This is a genomic window from Ruegeria sp. YTSC106, assembly GCF_059609765.1.
The window spans coordinates 82,751-104,570 of record NZ_JBXWMI010000013.1; the positions used below are offsets into that span (position 1 = coordinate 82,751).

The following is a 21,820-nucleotide window of genomic DNA, read 5'->3' on the forward strand; positions in this document are numbered from 1 at the left end:
TTGAATCCATATTCAGCATCAGCCGCCCGTACCCATTTCCAGCGTCCACCAGATTTTGCCGCCGTTTTCCTGATGCCAGGCGAACCCCATCTGAGTGGCCTTGGGGTCCATGATGACTGCACGCGGCCCGGGCTCCTGCATCCACGCGGCAAGGGTTTCCGTTTCGGTTTCATAGGTCTCGGAAATGGCTTCACCGAGGAACGTGCCGAAATAGCCGACCCGTGCAGCCCGATCAATCGGAGAGGACCCGTCCGACCCGAAGTGCCAGGGCCGGTTCTGCCGGGCCATGTCCTTGGAATGAGTTGCCGCAGCCGCGTTCAGCTGCGCGTTCAGCTGGACAGGCTGCAAACCTTGGGCTTGTCGCAGGGCATTGACCGAATCAACCATACGAAACTGCAGTTTTTCCGGGTTGCCGCGAATTTTATAAACCGTTGGCAGCGGGCGGCCGTCCGCACCAATGGTTGTGGTGCCGGTGTCTGTACATGCCGCTAGCGCGACAAGGCAAGTCAAGAGTAAAGAAACGATGCGCGTCATGATCGACCTGATTATTGTGTCAATACAGGGCATAGCGCGCCTGACAGTTCTGAGCAAACGCGCAATAGCCTAAACTTGCGTGATTCTGCCGGTTTGATTTGCGACTGAAGCATTCTGGCAATAGAATGTCATAGATTTCAAACCTCATCTAAACACAGGACCCGTTGTCATGGTCAAAAAGCGCAATCACTCGTCCACACGCAGAGGTTTTCTGGCAGGGGCTACCGCGACGCTGGCAACCCCGGCACTGGCGCAATACATCCCCGGTGATCCGCTGCGTCCCGCACCCGAGCCCGAGGCATCCGTGCGCCGGAACGTATCGGGTTTTCGGGCACTGGATTGGCAGCCGTACTTTTCGAACACCAGAAACGGAGCCATTCTGGTCGATACCGTGTCGCGCGCGCTGCATTATTGGTCAGATGATCAATCCGTATACAAACTCTACCCGTCATCGGTTCCGCTGACCGAGGAAATGACCCGCCGCGGTCGCACCAGCGTTATTCGCAAGGTAGAAGGCCCCAGCTGGTCTCCGACGCCATCGATGAAAAAGCGAAACCCGGAATGGCCTGACCATATCCCTCCGGGTCCTGATAACCCGCTGGGAACACACGCTTTGTACCTGGCCTGGAAATACTACCGTATTCACGGAACGCACGATACGCGCAAAATCGGGCGACGGTCGTCGAATGGCTGTATTGGTCTGTTCAACGAAGACATTGCTGAGCTGTTCTCGATGACGAAGGTCGGCACGCAAGTGTTGCTAATTTGACGACATTTTCGTGTGGGAACCTGCTTACCGGTCAAGTTGCAATTGCATTCCAGCGCCAATGCTGATTAGAAAAAACCACGAGGTAAGTCTTAGATGTGCGGTTCCGGGCATTGGAACTGCGCAAATTCTGGAGGTTAATATGAAGAAACTCGTTCTCGCTGCTGCACTGACTGCTGCTGCTTCGACCGCTTATGCAGGTAACCTGGAAGAGCCGGTTGTTGAAGCACCTGTTGTTGTAGAAGAAACTCAGGGTTCGTCGCAGGGCATCCTGCTGCCGCTGATCCTGCTGGTCGTTGTTGCTGCTGCTGTTGCTGCAAGCTAATTCGACGCGGAATTCACGAAGAAGGCGGTGGAGCAATCCACCGCCTTTTTTGTTTTCCCAAGGCTGTGCCGGTCAGTCCAGCCAGCCGCTCAAATTGTCTTCGATCACCGTGCCCAATGCAGTTATGTGCGCCGGGTCGTCGTTTAGGCATGGAATATAGGTGAAGGTTTCGCCGCCCGCTTCTTCGAAGCTTTCCTTGATCTCTTCGTTGATTTCTTCCAGCGTTTCGATGCAGTCGGCCGAGAATGCCGGCGCGATGACCGCTAAGTTCTTTTTGCCCTGCTTGGCCAAATCCGCCACATGATCCACTGTATAGGGTTTCAGCCATTCCTCGGGGCCGAATCGCGACTGGAACGTTGAAACCAGTTGATCGTCTGACCATCCCAGCCGTTCCTTCAGCAGCCGTGTCGTCTTGGCGCACTGGCAATGATAGGGGTCACCCTGTTGCAGATACCGTTCCGGCATCCCGTGATACGAGCAGACCAGAATATCGGGTTTTGTCTCCGCCGCTGCATAAGCACGTTCAACGGATTGCGCCAAGGCGTCGATATAGGCGGGTTGGTCGAAATAGGCGGGTACGGTTCGCGAGGCGGGCTGCCAGGCCTCATCCATCAGTGCACGAAAGAACTGGTCATTGGCGGTGGCCGTGGTTGCGCCCGCGTATTGTGGGTAAAGCGGGAAGAACAGAATACGGTCACAGCCCGCGGCAACCATCTCGCGCACTTTGGACTTTGTTGACGGGTTGCCGTAGCGCATGCAGAAATCGACCATCACCTGATCGCCATAACGATTCTGCATCGCGTCGCGCAGCTTGGCAGTCTGGTCCTTGGTGATCGTCATCAGCGGGCTTTCGCCTTTTTCGTGATTCCAGATCGATTTATAGGCTTCACCCGAACTGAACGGCCGTTTGCTGAGGATGATCCCCTGAAGAATCGGTTGCCATTTCCACTTCGGATAGTCGATGACCCGCTGATCCGACAGGAACTCGTTCAGATAGCGGCGCATGGGCCAGTAGGTGTAATCATCCGGCGTTCCCAGATTGGCCAGCAAAATGCCAACGCGGCCCATCTTGACCTTCGGGTGGTCGGCAGGGGCATGAGCGGGGCGAGTGGCATCAAACATGTGGGCATTCCTGAGTTATCGTGTTCCGACCTGAGATAAAGGGATTTGGTTGCGCGTCAATCCGGCAGTTTGCCCTCTTCCGTGCGCAAGACATCTGCAAGACGCATTTGGGCTGACCCCGGGCGCAGCGGCTTTGGTTGGCTGTCATCGGGGGACCAACCGGTCAGGCAAATCAGTTCGAACGTAGCGGCAAGGCGGCCTGTTCCCGTCGAAAAGTGATCCGAATAGATGCGTTGCGCGGCTTCAAACACTCTGCGTTGGGTCGGGCATTTCAACCGAGCCGTCAAAGCGTTGGCCTCGCCCATGTCCCGCAGATCGTGCATCAGGTGCCGGACATCGCGGTATTCCGCCGTCAGCGGTACGGCATCGGCCACTGGCAATGCCAGACCGGCCCGTTGCAGCAATCCGCCGAGATCGCGCAGCTCGGCCATAGGGGCGACGCGGGGGCTGAGCCCGCCCGTGACCTCGATTTCGGCCTGACCCAGCGCGGCGCGCAATTCGTGAAGGGTCTCTCCCCCAAGGCATACGACAAGCACCAGCCCGTCTGGCTTCAAAGCCCTTTTGCATTGGATCAGTTGGCCGACCGGGTCATTGGCGCAGTGCAGCGCCATCGCATGAATCGCCAGGTCATGAGCACCGGGTTGCAGTGCCAGCACATCGTCATCCGCGACAATGGCGGCATCAGGAAAAACGTCCGCCCAAAGCTGTGGGAAAGGGGTTACAACCGCAGGAGCCGTAAAGGTTTTGTTAACCAAGGAGAGCCGATCCTGCACCTCGTCAATGGCGGCGCGATGCAAGAACAAGGCGTCGTCCTTCGCGCGGGCGCGATGATTCAGAATGGCGTTGCGGTCGAAAAGAGAGGGTGCGGTGGACTCGGGTAGTTTCATAGGTCGCAAGTATCGCATTGCGCAGCGGATTCAAACTGCCCTTGCATTGATCTATCCGCCGCGTTGCATGGGCTGTGGAGAGTTGACCGAATCCGATTTTGGCCTGTGTGGGGCGTGTTGGCGGGATACGCCGTTCATCGGTGGTACGATTTGTGAAAGCTGTGGTGTGCCCGTGATCGGGAGCGCGGACAGGTTTCGGACGGAGTGCGACGATTGCCTGAAAGCCCCACCGCCCTGGAAAGCGGGCCGCGCTGCGTTGCTGTATGATGGGAAGGCGCGGTCACTTGTCTTGGCTTTGAAACACGGCGACAGGACCGAGTTGGCGCGTCCGGCTGCACGTTGGCTGGCACAGGCCGGACGCGAGCTGTTGCGGCCGGAGATGGTGATTGCTCCGGTGCCGTTGCATTGGTCGCGCCTGCTGAAACGGCGTTACAACCAGTCTGCTCTGTTGGCACGAAACCTGGGGCGAGAAACCGGGTTGGAGTGCGTACCGGATCTGCTGGTGCGCAAACGTCGGACCCCGGTGCTGGACGGGAAGACTGCGCAGGAGAGGGGCGAAGCCCTGGAGGGCGCAATTGGCGTCCACCCAAGGCGCGCACTGCATTTGAAGGGGCGCGATATCCTGTTGGTGGATGACGTGATGACATCCGGCGCGACGCTGGCGGCGTGCACGCGTGCGTGTCAGGTCGCAGGGGCAAATCATATTTTCGTGTTGGCACTGGCGCGCGTTGCCAAGGATGCCTAATTCGCCCAAGATTGCACGAAACCCTAGGGGAACGGAAAATGAAGTCGGTAGAAATCTATACCTCGCCGCTCTGTGGCTATTGCCATGCAGCCAAACGCCTGCTGAAGCAGAAAGGCGTTGAGTTCAAGGAGGTTGACGTTCTGATGCACCCCAAGCGCAAACCTGAGATGATCCAGCGTGCCGGTGGTAAACGCACCGTGCCTCAGATTTTTATCGGGATACAGCATGTAGGCGGCTGCGACGACCTTTATGAACTGGAGCGGCAAGGCAAGCTTGACCGTTTGCTTGCGGCTTGATGAAGACCGCGCTGCTGCAAATCACCTCGTCGGATGATCCGGTCGAAAATCTGGACATGGTGCGCGCCATGGCGGCCGACGCGGCAGGGCAGGGTGCGCGCTTTATCCTGACGCCAGAGGTCACGAATTGCGTGTCAAACAGTACGACGCGGCAAAACGAGGTTCTTCAACACGAAGAAGACGACATCACCTTGGTCGGCCTGCGGGATCAGGCCGCCCAACTGGGCGTTTGGGTGTTGATCGGATCACTGGGCATCAAAACTCATGACGCCGACGGGCGGTTTGCCAACCGCTCTTTCATGATCGATCCGCAAGGTCAGATCGTGGCGCGTTACGACAAGATCCATATGTTCGACGTGCAGGTCACGGAGACCGAGACGTTCCGCGAATCAAAGAACTACCGCCCCGGCAAAAAGGCGGTCATAGCCGAAACCGACTTTGGCAAGGTGGGTCTGACCATCTGTTACGACATCCGGTTTCCATACCTGCACGCGGCTTTGGCACAGGCAGGCGCACGGGTTTTGACTGTGCCGGCGGCGTTTTCACCGGTAACGGGCGCCGCACATTGGGAATCGCTATTGCGGGCACGGGCGGTTGAGACGGGCTGTTGGGTCTTGGCTCCGGCACAAACGGGGGAACACCCGAAGACGCGTGGAAAGACACGTTTTACCCACGGGCACAGCATGGTTGTGGACCCTTGGGGAAAGGTGCTGATCGACGCAGGGACAGATCCAGGCATTCACATTTTCGATTTGGATGATAGTTCTGTGACTGAGGCGCGCCGTCGCGTGCCGTCGTTGACACACACCCGGTCTTTCACTGGACTCTGACAGAACTGAACAATGACAGAAGACACCAATGCCCTTGCGGTCACGCTGTTCAGCGAGATCCTGACCGCAGACCAGTTGTTGCGTAACCGGCTCAGCCGGGTGCTGCCCAAGGGTATGGAAATTTCGCATTTCTCGGTGCTGAATCATCTGGTTTTTGTCGGCGACGAGCGTAGCCCCGCGCAACTGGCCAGCACATTCCACGTGACCCGAGGCGCGATGACCAACACCTTGGCCAAGTTGGAATGGGCCGGATACATTCACATCCGCCCCGACTGGGACGATGCCCGTCGCAAGATGGTCGCGATCAGCCCCGCCGGTCGCCGCGCGCGGGATCAGGCGATTTCGTCAATCGCGCCGCTGATCAACCGCGTGGTCGGAGAGCTGGGGCTGGAGCGGGTCCGCAGCGCCCTGCCAGTGCTGCGGGATTTGCGGTTGCAGTTGGAGGGGGAGTAGGGATCAGCGAACCGTTGTCCCAAGGTGGATCCAGGACTGGTGTGGTCGGGCGCTGGCAGGCTTGATGCTCATGCAATGTGCCGCGGACTAAACGGCCACTTCATTCTAAGAGCATTCTATCCAGAAGCTGCCGTAAATCACGGGGATGCAAAGCAGGAAGATCAGCCAACCAAATTCCGGCCGAAGCCGCCGCCGCAAAAAGAAGGCAGGATTCAATTCCTTCTTTGCCCTCATATTGCCCACCATGAACAAGCCATACCAAATACTCTCCTTTTTCTTCTTCATTCGTGGAGAAAATTCTCCCTACATTGCATCCTTCGTCAGAGAGTTCGTGTTTGGAAAATGGTTCTGTCGTCTCCTCCGTCAGTTCTATTTCGACTGGTTTCAAAAAATTGCCATCCGTAACTATCTCGGGGTCAATAAAGACGAAAAAATACAACGCCCTTACCAGATCGTAGTTGTTCGAGTTCGAACCCAAGTAACGATCTGCTATTTCCTGAGTCGCCTCAGAAACCTTAGGATCGCTTACATAGCCATACAGCGGAACGCCTTCATGTTCGTACACGAACACGCCCACATTCTCTTCTGCTGTGGCTAGTGTGTTATCGAACAAGGTAGCAGCGGAAATTGCCGCACCAAAAAATACCGCGCGCCACGGCGCGTAACTTAAAGATCGAATCAAAAAACCTACCTCACCCCGCCTTCACACTCGCCGTCACATAATTCACGCTCAGATCCCGGTCCGAGATCGACCAGTTCCACAGGATCGGGTTGAACACAAAACCCTTCCGGTCCACCGGTTCCAACCCGGCTTGGCGCAGCAGGTCGAACAGCTCATCGGGGGTGATGAACTTGTTCCACTCATGCGTGCCGCGCGGCAGCCAGCGCATGACGACCTCGGCCCCGAAAATCGCCATCGCATAGGATTTCGGGTTGCGGTTGATGGTTGAACAAACCTCCAAACCGCCGGGCTTAAGCAACTGTTGTGTCGCGGTCAGATAGGACAGAGGATCAGCCACGTGTTCGACCACTTCCATGTTCAGTACCACATCGAACTGCTCGCCCGCAGCGGCCATGTCCTCGGCCGTGGTGTGGCGATAGTCGATTTGCAGCCCCGATTGCTCGGCATGGATGCGGGCCACAGGCAGGTTGCCCTCGGCGGCGTCGGCGCCCACCACCGTAGCACCGAGTCGCGCCATGGGTTCGCTCAGCAGCCCGCCGCCGCAGCCGATATCCAGCAGGCGCAGGCCTTCGAACGGCGTCGGCGACTTTAGGTCGCGATCGAATTCACCAGCGATCTGCTGCGTGATATAATCCAGCCGGCACGGATTAAGCATGTGCAATGGTTTGAATTTCCCGTGCGGGTCCCACCATTCAGCCGCCATCGCCTCGAATTTTGCGATCTCGGACGGGTCCACCGTGTTCGGATGCGCTTGCATTCCTGTCTCCGTGTGCTCTTTTACGCTTAAGGACTATATAGGGCCATAATGGACAAGTACCCGGACCAAAAGCGCGCAGTTCAATATCTGTACTCGCCGATCGATCCTTTCGATCAGCGGATGGTCGATATGGGCGATGGGCACCGTATTTATGTGGAACAATGCGGCAATCCTGATGGCATACCCGTCGTGATCCTGCACGGGGGTCCGGGGGGTGGCTGCAGCCCAGCCATGCGGCGGTATTTTGATCCGCAGGCGTACAGGGTGATTCTGTTCGATCAGCGCGGATGTGGAAGATCGCGCCCCACAGCCTCGGTCGAAGACAATACAACGTGGCATCTGGTGGCCGATATAGAGCGGCTGCGCAAACTGTTCGAGATCGAAGAATGGATCGTATTTGGTGGCAGCTGGGGTGCGACTCTGGCGCTGATCTATGCCCAGACTCATCCCGACCGGGTCAGCCGGTTGGTCTTGCGCGGCGTGTTTCTGGCGACTCAGGCCGAGCTTGACTGGTTCTATGGCGGCGGTGCCGGGCGGTTCTGGCCCGAGCAATGGCAGAAGTTCACCTCACTGCTGCCAGAAGTTGAGCTTGAGGACACCATTGCCGCCTATAACAAACGTCTGTTTTCGGGAGACCGTGCGACAGAAGTCCTGTACGCGCGGGCCTGGTCGCATTGGGAGAATGCGTTGGCTTCGATCCACACCAACGGATCAGTTGGAGAAAGCCCCGGCGAATACGCGCGCACCTTTGCGCGGCTCGAGAATCACTATTTCACCAACAAGGCGTTTCTGGAAACGGATGGGCAGATTCTGGATCAGATGGATCGAATTGCGCACATTCCCGGCCACATCGTGCAAGGGCGCTATGACATGATCTGCCCGCCCCAGGCCGCGTGGTCGCTGGCCGAACGCTGGCCGAATGCCGAGCTGAAGATGGTTCGTCAGGCGGGGCACGCATTGTCAGAGCCGGGCATCAGCGCAGAGCTGATACGGATCATGGATCGTGTGGCGGAGGGTATCGCATGACCCGGATTGACCGCCGCGCTCTCTTTGCCTCTGGTGCCGCGGCTGCATTGCTGGCAGCGACAGGTGCATCCCTTGCGGATACGCCCAAAAAAGGCGGTACATTGCGTCTGGCTGTTCCGCGCGATGACAGCCTTGAGCGCATCGCGCGTGGCGCCGTGTTCGATACGCTGACCGAGATCGCCCCGGATGGTACATTGCGTGGTGAGCTTGCGACAGGCTGGCAAACCGACGCCGACGCACGGGTCTGGAGCTTTGATCTGCGTGATGACGCGGTCTTCCATGATGGCGAGCCTTTGCATGTTGTCGACGTCTTGGCCGTTTTGGCTGAAGTCGGAAGAACCGAGGCACTTGCCTCCAACCGCCTGCGGCTTGAGCTTGCCGAGGCAAACCCGGGGCTGCCTTTCATGCTGGCAGACAGCCACTTTGTTGTTACGCGCGCCGGAGAAACCGTAACACCGTTGCGCACTGCCAACGGCACCGGCTGCTATCGTGTCGAACGGGCTGATGATGGTCGCCATTTCCTGGGGCGTCGTGTGGAGGGGCATTACAAAGATGGTGAGGCCGGATGGGCTGACGCGGTTGAGGTCATAGTGATTCCGGACTCTGCTGTACGGGCCGAGGCGCTGCGGGACGGGTATGTCGATATTGCCGCGCTCCCGGATCAGGCAGGAATTCGAGGCAAGCGCGGTGTCCGGTTCCACCCGTCCGAGGCTGACATGGCCCTTGCCGTATCAGGTGCTGTCGGGATGCCGCGGCAGATTGCCGGGAACGCCGTACTGGACGATGGCCGTATCGCCGAACGGTGGTGGATGATGTAAATCCGATCGCAATTCCCGCTGGGGGTTGCAGACTCGGACCATCCTGCGTATATGCAGTTTCAACAGCGGCGCGTTGGACTTCTGGTCCAAGGCTCCACCGGAAAATTCGACGGGCCGCGCGCCCGTTTTTTTGTGCCCGTTTGAAGGGTAGAGCACCAGATGACAAACGACTTGATAGCCAAAGCTGCCATCGACCGGCGACTGGCCGAGATCATCACCCCCGTGATCGAAGATCTGGGGTATGAGTTGGTTCGCATCCGACTGATGAGCGGCAAGCTGACCACACTGCAGATCATGGCCGACAAGCCCGATGGCGGAATCGAAGTGGATGATTGCGCTGAAATTTCCAACGCGGTCAGTGCCACGCTGGATGTCGAGGACCCGATTCTTGACGCCTATACGCTTGAGGTCTCCAGCCCTGGTATCGACCGCCCTCTCACCCGTCTCAAGGATTTTGAGAACTTTGAGGGGTATGAAGCCAAGATCGAGACCGCCGAACTGATTGATGGCCGCCGCCGTTTCAAGGGTGAACTGGCCGGGATCGAAGGGGAAGAGGTTCTGATCAACATCCCCGAGGGGGATGAGACAATCACCATCGGTCTGCAATTCGACTGGCTGAGCGATGCCAAGCTGGTCCTGACCGATGATCTGATCAAGGAAATGCTGCGCCAGCGCAAGGATGCCGGTGCCCTGAACGAAAACGCTTTCGACGAGATTGAGACCGAAGGGTCCGAAGAGGAGACGAACTGATGGCAATCACCTCAGCCAACCAGCTGGAGCTGCTGCAGACCGCCGAGGCCGTGGCCCGCGAAAAGATGATCGACCCCGGTCTGGTTGTCGAAGCGATGGAGGAATCGCTCGCCCGTGCCGCCAAGAGCCGCTACGGCGCCGAGATGGACATCCGCGTCAGCATCGACCGCAAAACCGGTAAGGCGACCTTCACCCGTGTTCGCACCGTGGTCGAGGATGAAGAGCTAGAGAACTACCAGGCCGAGATGACCGTCGAGCAGGCCAAGCAATACCTGGAAGCGCCCCAAGTTGGCGATGTCTATGTCGAAGAAGTGCCTCCGGTTGAAATGGGCCGGATCGCGGCGCAATCGGCCAAGCAGGTCATCTTGCAAAAGGTTCGTGAGGCCGAGCGGGATCGTCAGTACGAAGAATTCAAGGATCGCGCAGGCACCATCATCAACGGTGCGGTCAAGCGCGAGGAGTTCGGCAATGTGATCGTTGATCTGGGCGGTGCCGAAGCCGTTCTGCGCCGCAATGACAAGATCGGTCGCGAAAGCTATCGCCCGAATGACCGTGTGCGCGCGTATATCAAGGAAGTGCGCCGCGAAGTACGTGGCCACCAGATCTTCCTGTCGCGCACTGCGCCGGAATTCATGGCCGAGCTGTTCAAGATGGAAGTACCGGAAATCTATGATGGCATTATCGAGGTCAAGGCCGTAGCCCGCGACCCCGGTTCGCGCGCCAAAATCGCCGTCATCTCGTATGACAACTCGATTGACCCTGTCGGGGCCTGCGTTGGTATGCGCGGCAGCCGCGTGCAGGCTGTTGTGAACGAGTTGCAGGGCGAGAAAATAGATATCATCCCATGGAACGAAGATCAGCCGACCTTCCTGGTGAACGCGCTGCAACCCGCCGAGGTGTCAAAGGTGGTTTTGGACGAAGAAGCCGGCAAGATCGAAGTTGTGGTTCCCGAAGAGCAGCTGAGCCTTGCCATTGGTCGCCGCGGCCAGAACGTGCGTCTGGCCAGCCAGCTGACCAATCTGGACATCGACATCATGACCGAAGCCGAAGAATCGGCGCGTCGTCAGAAAGAATTCGAAGCCCGTACCCAACTGTTCATGGAAACATTGGATCTGGACGAGTTCTTTGCTCAGTTGCTGGTTTCTGAAGGGTTCACCAACCTCGAAGAAGTGGCCTACGTCGAGATTGACGAACTGCTGGTCATCGACGGTGTTGACGAAGGCACCGCGCAGGAACTTCAAACACGTGCGCGTGAGTATCTGGAGGCACAGGCCAAGGCTGCACTGGATGCAGCGCGTGCACTGGGGGCCGAGGACAGCCTCATTGAATTCGAAGGTCTGACACCCCAGATGGTGGAGGCACTGGCCAAGGACGATGTGAAGACCCTGGAAGACTTTGCAACTTGTGCCGACTGGGAACTGGCCGGTGGCTGGACGACCGTCGATGGTGAACGCGTCAAGGATGACGGTGTACTGGAGCCTTTCGGTGTAACGCTGGAAGAAGCGCAAGACATGGTCATGACTGCGCGTATCCTGTTGGGTTGGGTTGATCCCGCAGAGCTGGAACAGGCGGAAGAAGACGTCGACGGTGACGCAACAGGCGAGGAGGTCGAGGCCTGATCTCAGGCTTCGGGTGGCGCGTATGAGTCGCGGTGGCGTCCATAAGGATCGGTCCGAGGGGCCCGAGCGTAAGTGCATCGCCACAGGCGAGGTTCAGCCCAAGTACGGGCTGATCCGCTTCGTGGCAGGGCCGGACGGTCAGGTTTTTCCGGATGTCGCGGCGAAACTGCCGGGACGAGGGGTCTATGTGGCGGCGGATCGTGCCGCTCTGGAAAAGGCCATTGGCAAGAAACTGTTTGCGCGGGGGTTCAAGGCACAAGTGACCGTGCCCACGGACTTGACAGATGAGGTTGAAAAGCAGATCGCACGCCGTGTTGTTGAGCTGCTCAGCCTGGCGCGCAAGTCCGGTGATGCGGTTGCCGGGTACGAAAAGGTCAAGACGTGGCTGGACCGGGAAGAAGCACAGGTGCTGATTCAGGCCGCGGATGGATCGGGGCGCGGTAAGTCCAAGCTGAGTACGCCGCACTTCGGAAAATACATAGGTTGGCTAACCGCAGACGAATTAGGGCAGGCATTTGGGCGCCAAACGGTGATTCATGCTGCGTTGGCCTCTGGCGGACTCGCCAAACGTGTTGTAGAGGAAGCGCAGCGCCTGCGTGGCTTGCGCGAAACGGATGACGGCGGCAGGGGCCGCACGGAAGGGTAAATAGCTTTATGAGCGATAATGACGGCAAAAAGACATTGGGTCTTCGTGGCGGGACACGTCCCGGAAATGTGAAACAGAGTTTCAGCCACGGACGCACCAAGAATGTCGTGGTGGAAACCAAACGCAAACGCGTGGTGGTCCCCAAGCCGGGCGCAGCAAAGCCGGGTGGCGGTACTGCTCCTTCGGGTGATCCGTCGCGTCGTCCCGCGGGAATTTCCGATGCGGAAATGGCCCGCCGGATGAAGGCGCTGCAGGCTGCTAAGGCCCGCGAGGTCGAAGAGGCCGCCGCCCGCGAGGCAGCTGAAAAAGCGCGCGAAGAAGAGCGCGCCCGCCGCCGTGCGGAACTTGAGGCCAAAGAACGCGAACAGCGCGAAGCTGAAGAGCGTGCGCGACAGAAGGCTGAGGATGAAGAGCGCAAGCGCAAAGAGGCGGAAGAAGCCGCCAAGCGCGCTGCTACGGCGCCTGCTCCGGAAGAGCCCAAAGTGGCCCGCAGCCCGGCGAGTAAACCTGCGCCTGCGGCCACACCGCGCAAACAGGATCGCGAACGTGAACAACGTGGTCGTGGCAAGGGTCGCGACGACAACCGCCGTTCGGGGAAGCTGACTCTGGGTCAGGCCACCGGTGGCGAAGGCAACCGGCACCGGTCGATGGCAGCGATGAAGCGCAAGCAGGAGCGCGCGCGTCAGAAAGCCATGGGCGGCACTGTCGAGCGGGAAAAGGTCATCCGTGACGTTCAGTTGCCCGAAGCTATTCTTGTTTCGGAACTGGCCAACCGTATGGCCGAGCGTGTGGCTGACGTGGTCAAGTCGCTGATGAACATGGGCATGATGGTCACGCAGAACCAGACCATCGACGCCGACACTGCCGAGCTGATCATCGAAGAATTCGGCCACAAGGTTACCCGTGTCTCTGATTCGGATGTTGAAGACGTCATCAAGGAAGTCGAAGACAGCGAAGCAGATCTGCAGCCACGTCCGCCTGTCATTACCATCATGGGTCACGTTGACCACGGTAAGACTTCGTTGTTGGACGCAATCCGCGACGCGCGGGTTGTGGCGGGTGAAGCCGGTGGCATCACGCAGCATATCGGTGCCTATCAGGTAAAAACCGATGGCGGCACGACGCTGACCTTCCTGGATACGCCAGGTCACGCGGCCTTTACTTCGATGCGCTCACGCGGTGCTCAGGTAACGGATATCGTGGTTCTGGTTGTCGCCGCCGATGATGCGGTGATGCCTCAGACGATCGAAGCGATCAACCACGCTAAGGCGGCCGGAGTGCCGATGATCGTAGCGATCAACAAGGTCGACAAGCCGGATGCAAATCCGGACAAGGTACGCACCGATCTGTTGCAGCATGAAGTCATCGTCGAGAAAATGTCGGGTGAGGTTCAGGACGTCGAAGTGTCCGCCATCACCGGTCAGGGGCTGGACGAGCTGCTGGAAGCCATCGCGCTTCAAGCCGAGATTCTGGAGCTGAAAGCCAACCCCAACCGCGCCGCTCAGGGTGCAGTGATCGAGGCCCAATTGGATGTGGGTCGTGGTCCTGTGGCCACTGTTCTGGTTCAGAACGGCACGCTGCGCCAGGGCGATATCTTTGTCGTGGGCGAGCAATACGGTAAGGTCCGTGCGCTGATCAACGACAAGGGTGACCGCGTCCAGGAAGCGGGCCCGTCAGTTCCGGTTGAGGTTCTGGGTCTGAATGGCACGCCCGAAGCAGGCGACGTTCTGAACGTGACCGAGACCGAAGCACAAGCCCGAGAGATCGCTGAATACCGCGAGCAGGCTGCCAAGGACAAACGCGCCGCCGCTGGTGCTGCGACCACACTCGAACAGCTGATGCAGAAGGCCAAGGAAGACGAAAACGTCACCGAGCTGCCGATCCTGATGAAGGCAGACGTTCAGGGTTCCGCCGAGGCCATCGTTCAGGCGATGGAGAAGATCGGGAACGACGAGGTTCGCGTGCGTGTACTGCACTCGGGCGTGGGTGCCATCACCGAAACGGATGTCGGCCTGGCTGAAGCTTCGGGCGCTCCGATCTTTGGCTTCAACGTCCGTGCCAACGCCTCTGCCCGGAACACCGCAAACCAGAAGGGTGTCGAGATTCGCTATTACTCGGTGATCTACGATCTGGTCGACGACGTGAAAGCTGCTGCATCCGGCTTGCTGAGCGCTGAGATCCGCGAGAAGTTCATCGGTTATGCCGAGATTCGCGAAGTGTTCAAGGTTACTGGTGTCGGCAAGGTTGCTGGCTGTCTGGTGACCGAAGGCGTTGCGCGTCGCTCCGCAGGCGTCCGCCTGCTGCGCGACAACGTGGTTATTCACGAAGGCACGCTGAAGACGCTGAAGCGTTTCAAGGACGAAGTGGCCGAAGTTCAGTCTGGCCAGGAATGCGGTATGGCGTTCGAGAACTACGACGATATTCGCGAGGGCGATGTGATCGAGATTTTCGAGCGCGAAGAAGTTACCCGCACCTTGGATTGATCCGAAGCGGGATAGAAACAAGAAAACAGCGGCTCAGATTGGGCCGCTGTTTTCTTTTGTAGAATCAGCTATTTCGTGTCGGGTAAGAATGTACCGGAATGCATGATGATATCGAAGTGATGCATTCCCTGTTCCAGGGCAAAGCTGACCGAGTGCCCGGCCTTGCGCAGTCGTTCCGCATAGTCGCGGCTTTGACGAATGAATTCGCTCGTGTCCCGTTCCCCCACTGACACATGATAGCGGGGGCCTGGTGGGGGCAGGTTGCGGATCGGAGACAGATCGTTCACCTCGACCGGGGTCAGGTGCAGCGGGTCATTCACAGACGTCATACTGATGGGTTCCAGATCGTAAACGCCGCTGATCAGAAGCACGTCACGCACGCGCAGCCCGGCGCGGGCCAATGCGCCGGCCGAGGTTGCCATGACCATGCTTGCCAGATGGGCACCGGCACTGTGCCCTGACAAGGTGATCCGTGTCGGATCGAATCCCAATGCCTCGGCCTTTGATGCAAGCCACAGAAGCGCGTCGCGGCATTCGTTGACCATTTGATCCAGCCGCGCATCCGGGGCGAGCGTGTAATTCAAGGTTGCGAAAGATTGTTCAGCTTCGATCAGCGCCGGGGCCATCATGGCCGATTCGCGCTGGCTGAGGTCCTGCCAATAGCCTCCGTGAATAAAGACATGCAACGCTGCGCCAGCCCCTTGCGCGGGAAAGAAATCCAGCACATGGGTCTGGCTGTCGCCATAAGTCAGGTTTTCTTGAACGGGGAGCTTGGTACGGGCCTGCGCACTGAGCGCTTGATAACTGGCAAGATAGGGGACCAGGTCACCACCGATCATCGAACTGGGAGAGTACTCCCGCTCCAGTTCGGCTTGTGAAAATCCACGATACAGCATGCCTCAGTCCTGTCCGCTGTACATCAGTTCCGTCCGCACATCGTAGAGGTCATGGAAGAACCGCAACTCAAGCGCTTTTCGCAAGAAAGCCACGCCGCTGGAACCTCCGGTACCGGGTTGCATTCCGATCACACGTTCAACTGCGGTGGCGTGGTCAAAGCGCCAGCGTTGAAACAGGCTTTCCACATCCATGAGTTTTTCGGCCAGCGCATACAGATCCCAATACTTGTTCGTGTTGCGGAACACTTCGACCCAGATTCGAACCACTCGCGAATCGCCGGAATATGGTTCGGAGTAGTCCCGCTCGACCAAATCACTTGGAACGTCGAACCCCTGTCGGGCCAGCATGTGCAACACTTCGTCATACAGGGACGGTTTGGTCAGGGCGGCGTTCAGCATCTCCATCACCTCAGGGTCATGCTCGTGCACTTTCAGGGTCGAGGCATCCTTGTTGCCCAGAATGAACTCGATCTGCCTGTACCCATAGCTTTGAAACCCGGAAGAATTGCCGAGGGCCTGCCGAAACGTCATATAGTCGGCCGGCGTCATGGTCAGCAGGGTTTCCCAGGCCGCAATCAATTGCCGTTGAATGGCCTTTATGCGGTCGAGGTTCTTCATGGCGGGTCCGAATTCATCTTCTTGCAGGAATCGGCGGACCTCGACCAGTTGGTGATTCATCAGTTTCAGCCACAGCTCACTAACCTGATGAATGATGATGAACAGCATCTCGTCAGGTTGTGCGGGGTCCTGAAAGGTCTTTTGCAGGTTCAGCAGCGTCTTCAGTTGCAGGAAGTCGCCATAGCTTTTGCGGTGCGTTTCAGCGAAATCAGTGACCAGGGTGCCTTCTACCCCCCGCTGCAACAGACGATCGTCTTTGTCCTCGCCCATCTCATGCCTCCCTTGTGCAAGTTCTGCACCTGTCTAGGGGCTGAGGTTGCAACTTTCCAGCGCGTTAGGTCCAGTCCAGAACAACCTTGCCGGACAGGCCTGATTTCATCGCGGAAAACCCTTTGGCGAATTCATCAACCGCAAAGCGGTGCGTGATCACGCGGGACACATCCAGACCGTTTTGCAGCATGGCGATCATCTTGTACCACGTCTCGAACATCTCACGCCCATAGACGCCCTTGATTGTGATCGCCTTGAAGACGATGCGCGACCAGTCGACCGGAGATTTGCCCGGTGGAATCCCCAGCAGTGCGATTTTTCCACCCATCACCAACGCTTCGACCATCTGGTCCAGGGCGGCTTGCGAGCCGGACATTTCAAGCCCGACATCGAACCCCTCTTTCATCCCAAGCTTGGCTATGACGTCCTGCAAATCCTCGGTGGATACATCGACGGTACGCACCGAAGGAACCACATGTTCCGCCAGTTTCAATCGGTCAGCGTTGATGTCGGTGATGACCACGTTGCGCGCACCCGCGTGACGAGCAACGGCAGCGGCCATGATGCCGATGGGGCCTGCACCCGTGATCAGAACATCCTCGCCCAGCAAATCAAAGCTGAGGGCAGTATGCACCGCGTTGCCCAGCGGATCGAGGATGGCTCCGATCTCATCCGGTATGTCGTCGGGCAAGGGAACCACGTTGAAAGCAGGCAGTTTCAGATACTCGGCAAATGCGCCCTGTTCGTTCACTCCAATGCCCCGAGTGCCCGGATCCAGATGAAACTTTCCCGCGCGGCTCTGGCGGCTGTCGGTGGTGATCAGATGGCCTTCGCCCGAGCACCGCTGGCCGATTTCAAGCCCTGTCACGTTGCGCCCGATCTCTACGATCTCTCCGGCAAACTCATGGCCAGTGATCATCGGAACTGGCACGGTGTGAGAGGCCCATTCGTCCCAGTTCCAGATATGGATGTCGGTGCCGCAGATGCCCGTCTTGTGGATACGGATCAGCACCTCATCCGGGCCGATTTCGGGGATCGGGGCCTGTACCATCCACAGCCCCTCTTCGGGTTTGGACTTTTCCAGTGCTTTCATTGGGTTGGGTCGCATGCACTTACTCCCACAAATCGGTCGACAGGTATTTCAAGCCGCTGTCACACGTGACGATTGCGACACAGCCGCCTTCCTCGGGACCGCGAAGCAGTTCAATTGCCGCAGCAAGGTTCGCGCCTGCCGAGTAGCCGGCGAATATCCCCTCGGTGCGGGCCAGAAGCCGGGCACAATCCCGCGCGGCCTTTCCCGAAACCGCAAGGTGTCCGGCCAATTGGGTGGCCTTCAGATGCACCAGATCACCCATGGCGTAACCACCGCCCTGAATGGGGTGATCCGGGATCGAAACTGGTTCACCGGCCAATGCGCGTGCTCCTTCGGGTTCTATGGCATAACACCGTACGCCGTGCCGGTTCAGATACTCTGTCGCGCCAGCCAGTGTTCCACCGGATCCTGCAAAGTCGCAGAATGCCGTGACGGTGCCTTCGGATTGCGCCCATATCTCTGGTCCGGTCCCGGTTTCGTGGGCCTTGGGATTTCCCGAATGACCAAATTGATCCGCACGAAATGCGTCACGTTCAGCTGTGATGCATTTTGCCTCGACATCGACCAGTTCAAGATCGGCGCCCGAGACTTCGCCGGGTTTGCTGCCCGGGGCCTGGGGCACGATGACAACTTCGGCCCCCAGGGCCCGCATCATACGTGCGCGTTCGACCGAGTTTCCGGCGCTCATGACCGCCACGAAAGGATGGCCCAGAATACCGCAAACAATGGCCAGCCCGGTGCCCATATTGCCCGAGGTCAACTCGACCACCGTTTGCCCCGGTGACAAAGTACCGTCTGCGCGCGCCGTTTGGATGATGGACTTTGCCGCGCGGTCCTTTTTCGAAAATCCCGGCAGCAAGTAGTCAAGCTTGGCGATGATACGCCCGTTCAGCTTTTGCTGGGCACACACGCGCGACAGTTCAACCATGGGGGTGTCGTCGATCACATCAATGACCGATGGAAGGATCATTCGATGACCCCCAGTTCTTTGCCGACCTTGCCAAATGCGGACAGGGCGCGGTCCAGTTCATCCTTGGTCAGAGCCGCATTCATCTGCGTTCTGATCCGCGCTTGCCCGCGTGGGACGACCGGAAAGAAGAAACCCGAAACATAGACGCCTTCGTCGAACAGCCGTGAGGCCATGTCTTGAGCCAGCGTCGCCTCACCCAGCATCACCGGGATGATCGGGTGTTCCCCGGGCAGCAGGTCAAAACCAAGCTTTTCCAAGCCAGCGCGCCAGTACTTGGCGTTGCCGAACAGTTGCGCGCGCAGCATGTCGCCTTCTTCGACCAGACGGATCGCCTCCAATCCGGCAGCGACGATGGAGGGCGGCAGCGAGTTTGAGAACAGATAGGGCCGCGCCCGCTGCCGCAGCAGGTCGATCACTGGCTGCGGCCCGGCAATGTAGCCGCCGATTGCCCCCCCAAGTGCCTTGCCCAAGGTTCCCGTCAGAATATCCACATCGACGCCGAAATGATCCGGTGTGCCGGCCCCGTTCGGCCCCATGAAGCCGGTCGCATGGCAATCGTCCACCATGACAATCGCATCGTATTTATCGGCCAGTTCCCGGATTTTCGGCAGGTTGGCCAGATAGCCGTCCATCGAAAACACGCCATCGGTGGCGATCATGATATGCCGCGCCCCGTCCTCACGCGCCTGTTTCAGCCAGGCTTCGAGGTCATTCATGTCGTTGTTCAGATAGCGATAGCGTTTGGCCTTGCACAGCCGCACGCCGTCGATGATCGAGGCGTGGTTCAGGCTGTCCGAAATGATGGCGTCTTCTGGTCCCAGAAGGGGTTCAAACAACCCGCCATTGGCGTCGAAACAGGCGGCAAAAAGGATGGAGTCGTCCTTGTTCAGGAAATTGGCAAGACGTTGTTCCAGTTCGCGGTGAATGTCTTGCGTACCACAGATGAACCGAACCGACGCCATGCCGAACCCTTTGGGCCCCATCGCTTGTGTCGCGGCCTCGATCAGCGCCGGGTGATCCGCCAGACCCAGATAGTTGTTGGCACAGAGGTTGATCACCTGCTTGCCGCCCACAGTGATCTCACCGCCCTGAGGCGAGGTGATCATTCGTTCGCGTTTGTAAAGACCCTCAGATTCGATCTGCGCGAGTGTGTCCGTGATATGGGACAGGAATGCATCTGCCATTGCGACCTCCGTTCATCTGAGTCGCACATCTAACATAGCGGATGAAATTCCCAAATAGGGGAAATTCAATATGAAGGAAAAATATCCGTGAAGGCGGAATTTTGCGGATGTCAGGCGTTCTTTACGATCAGGAATACCCGGGCCGGTCCTATGGCACAGATGGAATGCGCAATGTCGGCGGCATATCGGGCCGTGTCCCCCTGGTTCAACTCGGTCACTGCATTGCCTGAAGTAACTTTGACCGCGCCTTCCAGCACGGTGAGCTGTTCACGGGCACCGCGGGCGTGGGGTTGGCTGTTCAGGGCCCCGTCCTCGTCGAATTCGATATCATAGACTTCATGACCTCCGGCCTCTTCTGGCGGTGACAGGATGCGAATTCGGCAGTTCTGCCCCATATTGTCGATGCTGGGCACTTCGGGGTTTCTGAGCACCTCGATCTGGTCAGTGGCCTTTGTGCCCTCCAAGAGACCGGCGAAATCCACCTGCAACGCTCGCGTCAGGTTCCACAAGGTCGAGATCGTAGGGCTGCTTTCTCCGCGTTCGATCTGACTGACCATAGACCGGGACACGCCGCTGAGATTGGCGACCGCTTCCAGGGAAAGGCCCTTGGCCCGTCGCGCCTCTTTCAAGCGGGCGGGCAGGAGGTTCAGGATATCGTCTGTGTCTTCCGTCATGACGGAATCCATGCGTGCTGCGCAATGCAATGTCAATTGTCGCCGTGACGGGACGTCTGGGGCGACAGTACCATTCTGCGCATGCATAATGCAGCGAAATTCAGGAGGAGTAGCTCATGAGCGATATCGTTATTCTCGACGGTGCCCGCACCGCAATTGGCACCTTTGGTGGTGCGCTGGCTTCAACCGCGCCGATAGATCTGGCCACTGTCGCGACCGAAGCGGCGCTTGAGCGCTCGGGGGTTGAGGGGGCGCAAATCGGGCATGTGGTGTTCGGTCACGTGATCAATACTGAACCGCGTGACATGTATCTGTCGCGCGTCGCCTCGATGCAGGCGGGCATTCCCAACGGCACACCGGCCATGAACGTGAACCGCCTGTGCGGATCCGGCGCGCAGGCGATTGTGTCAGCCGTGCAGTCACTGATGCTGGGCGATGCTGACTTCGCGGTAGCGGGCGGAGCAGAGAGCATGTCACGAAGCCCCTATATCGTTCCGCAGGCGCGCTGGGGCGCGAAGATGGGCGACGTTACCTCGCTGGACATGATGCTGGGCGCGCTGAACTGCCCCTTTGGCACCGGACATATGGGGGTGACGGCCGAAAACGTGGCGGATGAGCATCAGATCAGCCGCGAACAGATGGATGCGTTCGCCATGGCCAGCCAGACACGAGCGGCTGCGGCGATCGAGGCTGGATACTTCGAAAGTCAGATCACACCGATACAGGTCAAGGTCAAACGGGACATGGTCGACTTTAAAGTCGACGAGCATCCAAAGGCGACGACCGCTGAAGCGCTGGCGGGGCTGCGCCCGGTGTTCAAAAAGGATGGGCGTGTGACGGCCGGCAATGCCTCTGGCATCAATGACGGTGCGGCGGCGATGGTGCTGGCGACAGCGGATGCGGTCGAAAAGGCTGGGTTGAAACCGAAGGCGCGTGTCATTGGGTATGCGCATGCAGGAGTGCGGCCGGAAGTCATGGGCATTGGCCCTGTTCCGGCAGTGCAAAACCTGTTGAAGAAGACGGGCTTGTCAGCAGAAGACTTCGACGTGATTGAAAGCAATGAAGCCTTCGCCGCGCAGGCTCTGGCCGTGAATCAGGAACTTGGATTGGACGCGAACAAGGTGAACCCCAACGGCGGTGCGATTGCGTTGGGTCATCCGGTGGGTGCCACGGGTGCGATCATCACGCTAAAAGCGCTGTATGAGTTGGAACGTACCGGAGGGTCCAAAGGGCTGGTCACGATGTGCATCGGGGGCGGTCAGGGGATTGCCATCGCCATCGAACGGCTTTGATCCGCAAGTGGCCCGGGGGGCTGTCTGCCCCCCATCGCGCAAGGCGCGATTCCCCCCGAGGATATTTTTGGCCAGATGAAGCAG

24 protein-coding genes are annotated in these 21,820 nt (G+C 58.5%); 13 read left to right on the forward strand and 11 right to left on the reverse strand.

Annotated features, from left to right (window positions below; all coding sequences use genetic code 11):
- Positions 1–18: 18 nt before the first annotated feature.
- Positions 19–534: a divisome-associated lipoprotein DalA gene (gene dalA / locus AC2FEB_RS17240; protein ID WP_496675176.1), complete on the reverse strand. Its 516-nt coding sequence runs from the start codon at positions 532–534 to the stop codon at positions 19–21.
- Positions 535–703: 169 nt separating this feature from the next.
- Here dalA and AC2FEB_RS17245 point away from each other — a divergent pair, with 169 nt between their 5' ends.
- The gene (locus AC2FEB_RS17245; RefSeq protein WP_496675174.1) at positions 704–1,303 is read left to right on the forward strand and encodes a L,D-transpeptidase; all 600 of its coding nucleotides are present in this window, start codon (positions 704–706) and stop codon (positions 1,301–1,303) included.
- A gap of 139 nt (positions 1,304–1,442) precedes the next feature.
- The gene (locus tag AC2FEB_RS17250) at positions 1,443–1,625 is read left to right on the forward strand and encodes a hypothetical protein (RefSeq protein WP_117870963.1); all 183 of its coding nucleotides are present in this window, start codon (positions 1,443–1,445) and stop codon (positions 1,623–1,625) included.
- 72 nt (positions 1,626–1,697) lie between these two features.
- On the opposite strand, the gene hemH is transcribed toward AC2FEB_RS17250, so the two are convergent.
- Positions 1,698–2,747: a ferrochelatase gene (hemH, locus tag AC2FEB_RS17255; protein ID WP_496675172.1), complete on the reverse strand. Its 1,050-nt coding sequence runs from the start codon at positions 2,745–2,747 to the stop codon at positions 1,698–1,700.
- Positions 2,748–2,803: 56 nt separating this feature from the next.
- Positions 2,804–3,634 (reverse strand): methyltransferase domain-containing protein, encoded by an 831-nt coding sequence (locus AC2FEB_RS17260; RefSeq protein WP_496675170.1) that lies wholly within the window; start codon positions 3,632–3,634, stop codon positions 2,804–2,806.
- Between AC2FEB_RS17260 and AC2FEB_RS17265 the strand changes: the two genes are divergently transcribed.
- From AC2FEB_RS17265 to AC2FEB_RS17280, 4 genes are read left to right on the forward strand one after another with little or no spacing between them, the layout of a single operon-like run.
- The gene (locus tag AC2FEB_RS17265; RefSeq protein ID WP_496675169.1) at positions 3,615–4,379 is read left to right on the forward strand and encodes a double zinc ribbon domain-containing protein; all 765 of its coding nucleotides are present in this window, start codon (positions 3,615–3,617) and stop codon (positions 4,377–4,379) included. The two genes, AC2FEB_RS17260 and AC2FEB_RS17265, sit on opposite strands and share 20 nt — an antisense overlap.
- A gap of 38 nt (positions 4,380–4,417) precedes the next feature.
- Entirely contained in the window at positions 4,418–4,675 is a 258-nt protein-coding gene (gene grxC, locus AC2FEB_RS17270) for a glutaredoxin 3 (RefSeq protein ID WP_117870955.1), read from the forward strand.
- Positions 4,675–5,505 carry a carbon-nitrogen hydrolase family protein gene (locus AC2FEB_RS17275; protein WP_496675166.1) on the forward strand — a complete coding sequence of 277 codons (831 nt, stop codon included), beginning with the start codon at positions 4,675–4,677 and terminating at the stop codon, positions 5,503–5,505. Before grxC ends, AC2FEB_RS17275 begins: the two co-directional genes overlap by 1 nt.
- A 12-nt stretch (positions 5,506–5,517) precedes the next feature.
- Entirely contained in the window at positions 5,518–5,958 is a 441-nt protein-coding gene (locus tag AC2FEB_RS17280) for a MarR family winged helix-turn-helix transcriptional regulator (RefSeq protein ID WP_117870951.1), read from the forward strand.
- 100 nt (positions 5,959–6,058) lie between these two features.
- Here AC2FEB_RS17280 and AC2FEB_RS17285 read toward each other — a convergent pair whose 3' ends face one another.
- Positions 6,059–6,640 carry a hypothetical protein gene (locus AC2FEB_RS17285; protein WP_496884236.1) on the reverse strand — a complete coding sequence of 194 codons (582 nt, stop codon included), beginning with the start codon at positions 6,638–6,640 and terminating at the stop codon, positions 6,059–6,061.
- A gap of 10 nt (positions 6,641–6,650) precedes the next feature.
- Positions 6,651–7,397, reverse strand: coding sequence for a bifunctional 2-polyprenyl-6-hydroxyphenol methylase/3-demethylubiquinol 3-O-methyltransferase UbiG (gene ubiG, locus AC2FEB_RS17290; protein WP_496675162.1), 747 nt, complete (start codon positions 7,395–7,397; stop codon positions 6,651–6,653).
- Between the two features lie 48 nt (positions 7,398–7,445).
- Here ubiG and pip point away from each other — a divergent pair, with 48 nt between their 5' ends.
- From pip to infB, 6 genes are all read left to right on the forward strand, one after another.
- On the forward strand, positions 7,446–8,423 hold the full coding sequence (pip, locus tag AC2FEB_RS17295; protein ID WP_496675160.1) for a prolyl aminopeptidase: 978 nt from the start codon (positions 7,446–7,448) through the stop codon (positions 8,421–8,423).
- On the forward strand, positions 8,420–9,241 hold the full coding sequence (locus AC2FEB_RS17300; protein WP_496675158.1) for an ABC transporter substrate-binding protein: 822 nt from the start codon (positions 8,420–8,422) through the stop codon (positions 9,239–9,241). Before pip ends, AC2FEB_RS17300 begins: the two co-directional genes overlap by 4 nt.
- Before the next feature lie 159 nt (positions 9,242–9,400).
- Entirely contained in the window at positions 9,401–9,991 is a 591-nt protein-coding gene (gene rimP / locus AC2FEB_RS17305) for a ribosome maturation factor RimP (RefSeq protein WP_117870941.1), read from the forward strand.
- Positions 9,991–11,610, forward strand: a complete 1,620-nt coding sequence (gene nusA / locus AC2FEB_RS17310; protein ID WP_496675156.1) for a transcription termination factor NusA — start codon at positions 9,991–9,993, stop codon at positions 11,608–11,610. Before rimP ends, nusA begins: the two co-directional genes overlap by 1 nt.
- Positions 11,611–11,632: 22 nt before the next feature.
- Complete coding sequence (locus AC2FEB_RS17315; RefSeq protein ID WP_496675154.1) at positions 11,633–12,256, forward strand: RNA-binding protein; 624 nt, start codon at positions 11,633–11,635, stop codon at positions 12,254–12,256.
- Between the two features lie 8 nt (positions 12,257–12,264).
- Positions 12,265–14,739, forward strand: coding sequence for a translation initiation factor IF-2 (infB, locus tag AC2FEB_RS17320; protein WP_117870935.1), 2,475 nt, complete (start codon positions 12,265–12,267; stop codon positions 14,737–14,739).
- A gap of 68 nt (positions 14,740–14,807) precedes the next feature.
- Here infB and AC2FEB_RS17325 read toward each other — a convergent pair whose 3' ends face one another.
- The 6 genes from AC2FEB_RS17325 to AC2FEB_RS17350 all read right to left on the reverse strand — a co-directional run bounded on the left by AC2FEB_RS17325 (position 14,808) and on the right by AC2FEB_RS17350 (position 20,444).
- Positions 14,808–15,635: an alpha/beta hydrolase gene (locus AC2FEB_RS17325; RefSeq protein ID WP_496675152.1), complete on the reverse strand. Its 828-nt coding sequence runs from the start codon at positions 15,633–15,635 to the stop codon at positions 14,808–14,810.
- A 3-nt stretch (positions 15,636–15,638) separates the two neighbouring features.
- Positions 15,639–16,523 (reverse strand): tryptophan 2,3-dioxygenase, encoded by an 885-nt coding sequence (locus tag AC2FEB_RS17330; protein ID WP_496675150.1) that lies wholly within the window; start codon positions 16,521–16,523, stop codon positions 15,639–15,641.
- A 64-nt stretch (positions 16,524–16,587) separates the two neighbouring features.
- On the reverse strand, positions 16,588–17,616 hold the full coding sequence (gene tdh / locus AC2FEB_RS17335; protein ID WP_496675298.1) for an L-threonine 3-dehydrogenase: 1,029 nt from the start codon (positions 17,614–17,616) through the stop codon (positions 16,588–16,590).
- 19 nt (positions 17,617–17,635) lie between these two features.
- Positions 17,636–18,586 carry a PLP-dependent cysteine synthase family protein gene (locus AC2FEB_RS17340; RefSeq protein WP_496675148.1) on the reverse strand — a complete coding sequence of 317 codons (951 nt, stop codon included), beginning with the start codon at positions 18,584–18,586 and terminating at the stop codon, positions 17,636–17,638.
- A complete protein-coding gene (locus AC2FEB_RS17345) occupies positions 18,583–19,770 on the reverse strand; it encodes a glycine C-acetyltransferase (protein WP_496675147.1) in 1,188 nt (395 codons plus the stop codon). Before AC2FEB_RS17345 ends, AC2FEB_RS17340 begins: the two co-directional genes overlap by 4 nt.
- A gap of 110 nt (positions 19,771–19,880) precedes the next feature.
- Positions 19,881–20,444: a helix-turn-helix domain-containing protein gene (locus tag AC2FEB_RS17350; RefSeq protein WP_117872897.1), complete on the reverse strand. Its 564-nt coding sequence runs from the start codon at positions 20,442–20,444 to the stop codon at positions 19,881–19,883.
- Positions 20,445–20,560: 116 nt separating this feature from the next.
- On the opposite strand from AC2FEB_RS17350, the gene AC2FEB_RS17355 reads away from it, so the two are divergent.
- Complete coding sequence (locus AC2FEB_RS17355) at positions 20,561–21,736, forward strand: acetyl-CoA C-acyltransferase family protein (RefSeq protein ID WP_496675145.1); 1,176 nt, start codon at positions 20,561–20,563, stop codon at positions 21,734–21,736.
- Positions 21,737–21,820 lie beyond the last annotated feature (84 nt).

Excerpts from the sequence above, each read along its gene's own strand:
- AC2FEB_RS17325 (WP_496675152.1), bottom strand. The coding sequence starts at position 15,635 with ATGCTGTATCGTGGATTTTCACAAGCCGAACTGGAGCGGGAGTACTCT.
- AC2FEB_RS17345 (WP_496675147.1), bottom strand. The coding sequence starts at position 19,770 with ATGGCAGATGCATTCCTGTCCCATATCACGGACACACTCGCGCAGATC.
- hemH (WP_496675172.1), bottom strand. The coding sequence starts at position 2,747 with ATGTTTGATGCCACTCGCCCCGCTCATGCCCCTGCCGACCACCCGAAG.
- AC2FEB_RS17355 (WP_496675145.1), top strand. The coding sequence starts at position 20,561 with ATGAGCGATATCGTTATTCTCGACGGTGCCCGCACCGCAATTGGCACC.
- AC2FEB_RS17245 (WP_496675174.1), top strand. The coding sequence starts at position 704 with ATGGTCAAAAAGCGCAATCACTCGTCCACACGCAGAGGTTTTCTGGCA.
- AC2FEB_RS17300 (WP_496675158.1), top strand. The coding sequence starts at position 8,420 with ATGACCCGGATTGACCGCCGCGCTCTCTTTGCCTCTGGTGCCGCGGCT.
- ubiG (WP_496675162.1), bottom strand. The coding sequence starts at position 7,397 with ATGCAAGCGCATCCGAACACGGTGGACCCGTCCGAGATCGCAAAATTC.
- AC2FEB_RS17260 (WP_496675170.1), bottom strand. The coding sequence starts at position 3,634 with ATGAAACTACCCGAGTCCACCGCACCCTCTCTTTTCGACCGCAACGCC.
- AC2FEB_RS17280 (WP_117870951.1), top strand. The coding sequence starts at position 5,518 with ATGACAGAAGACACCAATGCCCTTGCGGTCACGCTGTTCAGCGAGATC.
- rimP (WP_117870941.1), top strand. The coding sequence starts at position 9,401 with ATGACAAACGACTTGATAGCCAAAGCTGCCATCGACCGGCGACTGGCC.
- AC2FEB_RS17315 (WP_496675154.1), top strand. The coding sequence starts at position 11,633 with ATGAGTCGCGGTGGCGTCCATAAGGATCGGTCCGAGGGGCCCGAGCGT.
- infB (WP_117870935.1), top strand. The coding sequence starts at position 12,265 with ATGAGCGATAATGACGGCAAAAAGACATTGGGTCTTCGTGGCGGGACA.
- dalA (WP_496675176.1), bottom strand. The coding sequence starts at position 534 with ATGACGCGCATCGTTTCTTTACTCTTGACTTGCCTTGTCGCGCTAGCG.
- AC2FEB_RS17350 (WP_117872897.1), bottom strand. The coding sequence starts at position 20,444 with ATGACGGAAGACACAGACGATATCCTGAACCTCCTGCCCGCCCGCTTG.
- tdh (WP_496675298.1), bottom strand. The coding sequence starts at position 17,616 with ATGAAAGCACTGGAAAAGTCCAAACCCGAAGAGGGGCTGTGGATGGTA.
- AC2FEB_RS17275 (WP_496675166.1), top strand. The coding sequence starts at position 4,675 with ATGAAGACCGCGCTGCTGCAAATCACCTCGTCGGATGATCCGGTCGAA.
- pip (WP_496675160.1), top strand. The coding sequence starts at position 7,446 with ATGGACAAGTACCCGGACCAAAAGCGCGCAGTTCAATATCTGTACTCG.
- AC2FEB_RS17250 (WP_117870963.1), top strand. The coding sequence starts at position 1,443 with ATGAAGAAACTCGTTCTCGCTGCTGCACTGACTGCTGCTGCTTCGACC.
- grxC (WP_117870955.1), top strand. The coding sequence starts at position 4,418 with ATGAAGTCGGTAGAAATCTATACCTCGCCGCTCTGTGGCTATTGCCAT.
- AC2FEB_RS17330 (WP_496675150.1), bottom strand. The coding sequence starts at position 16,523 with ATGGGCGAGGACAAAGACGATCGTCTGTTGCAGCGGGGGGTAGAAGGC.
- AC2FEB_RS17340 (WP_496675148.1), bottom strand. The coding sequence starts at position 18,586 with ATGATCCTTCCATCGGTCATTGATGTGATCGACGACACCCCCATGGTT.
- nusA (WP_496675156.1), top strand. The coding sequence starts at position 9,991 with ATGGCAATCACCTCAGCCAACCAGCTGGAGCTGCTGCAGACCGCCGAG.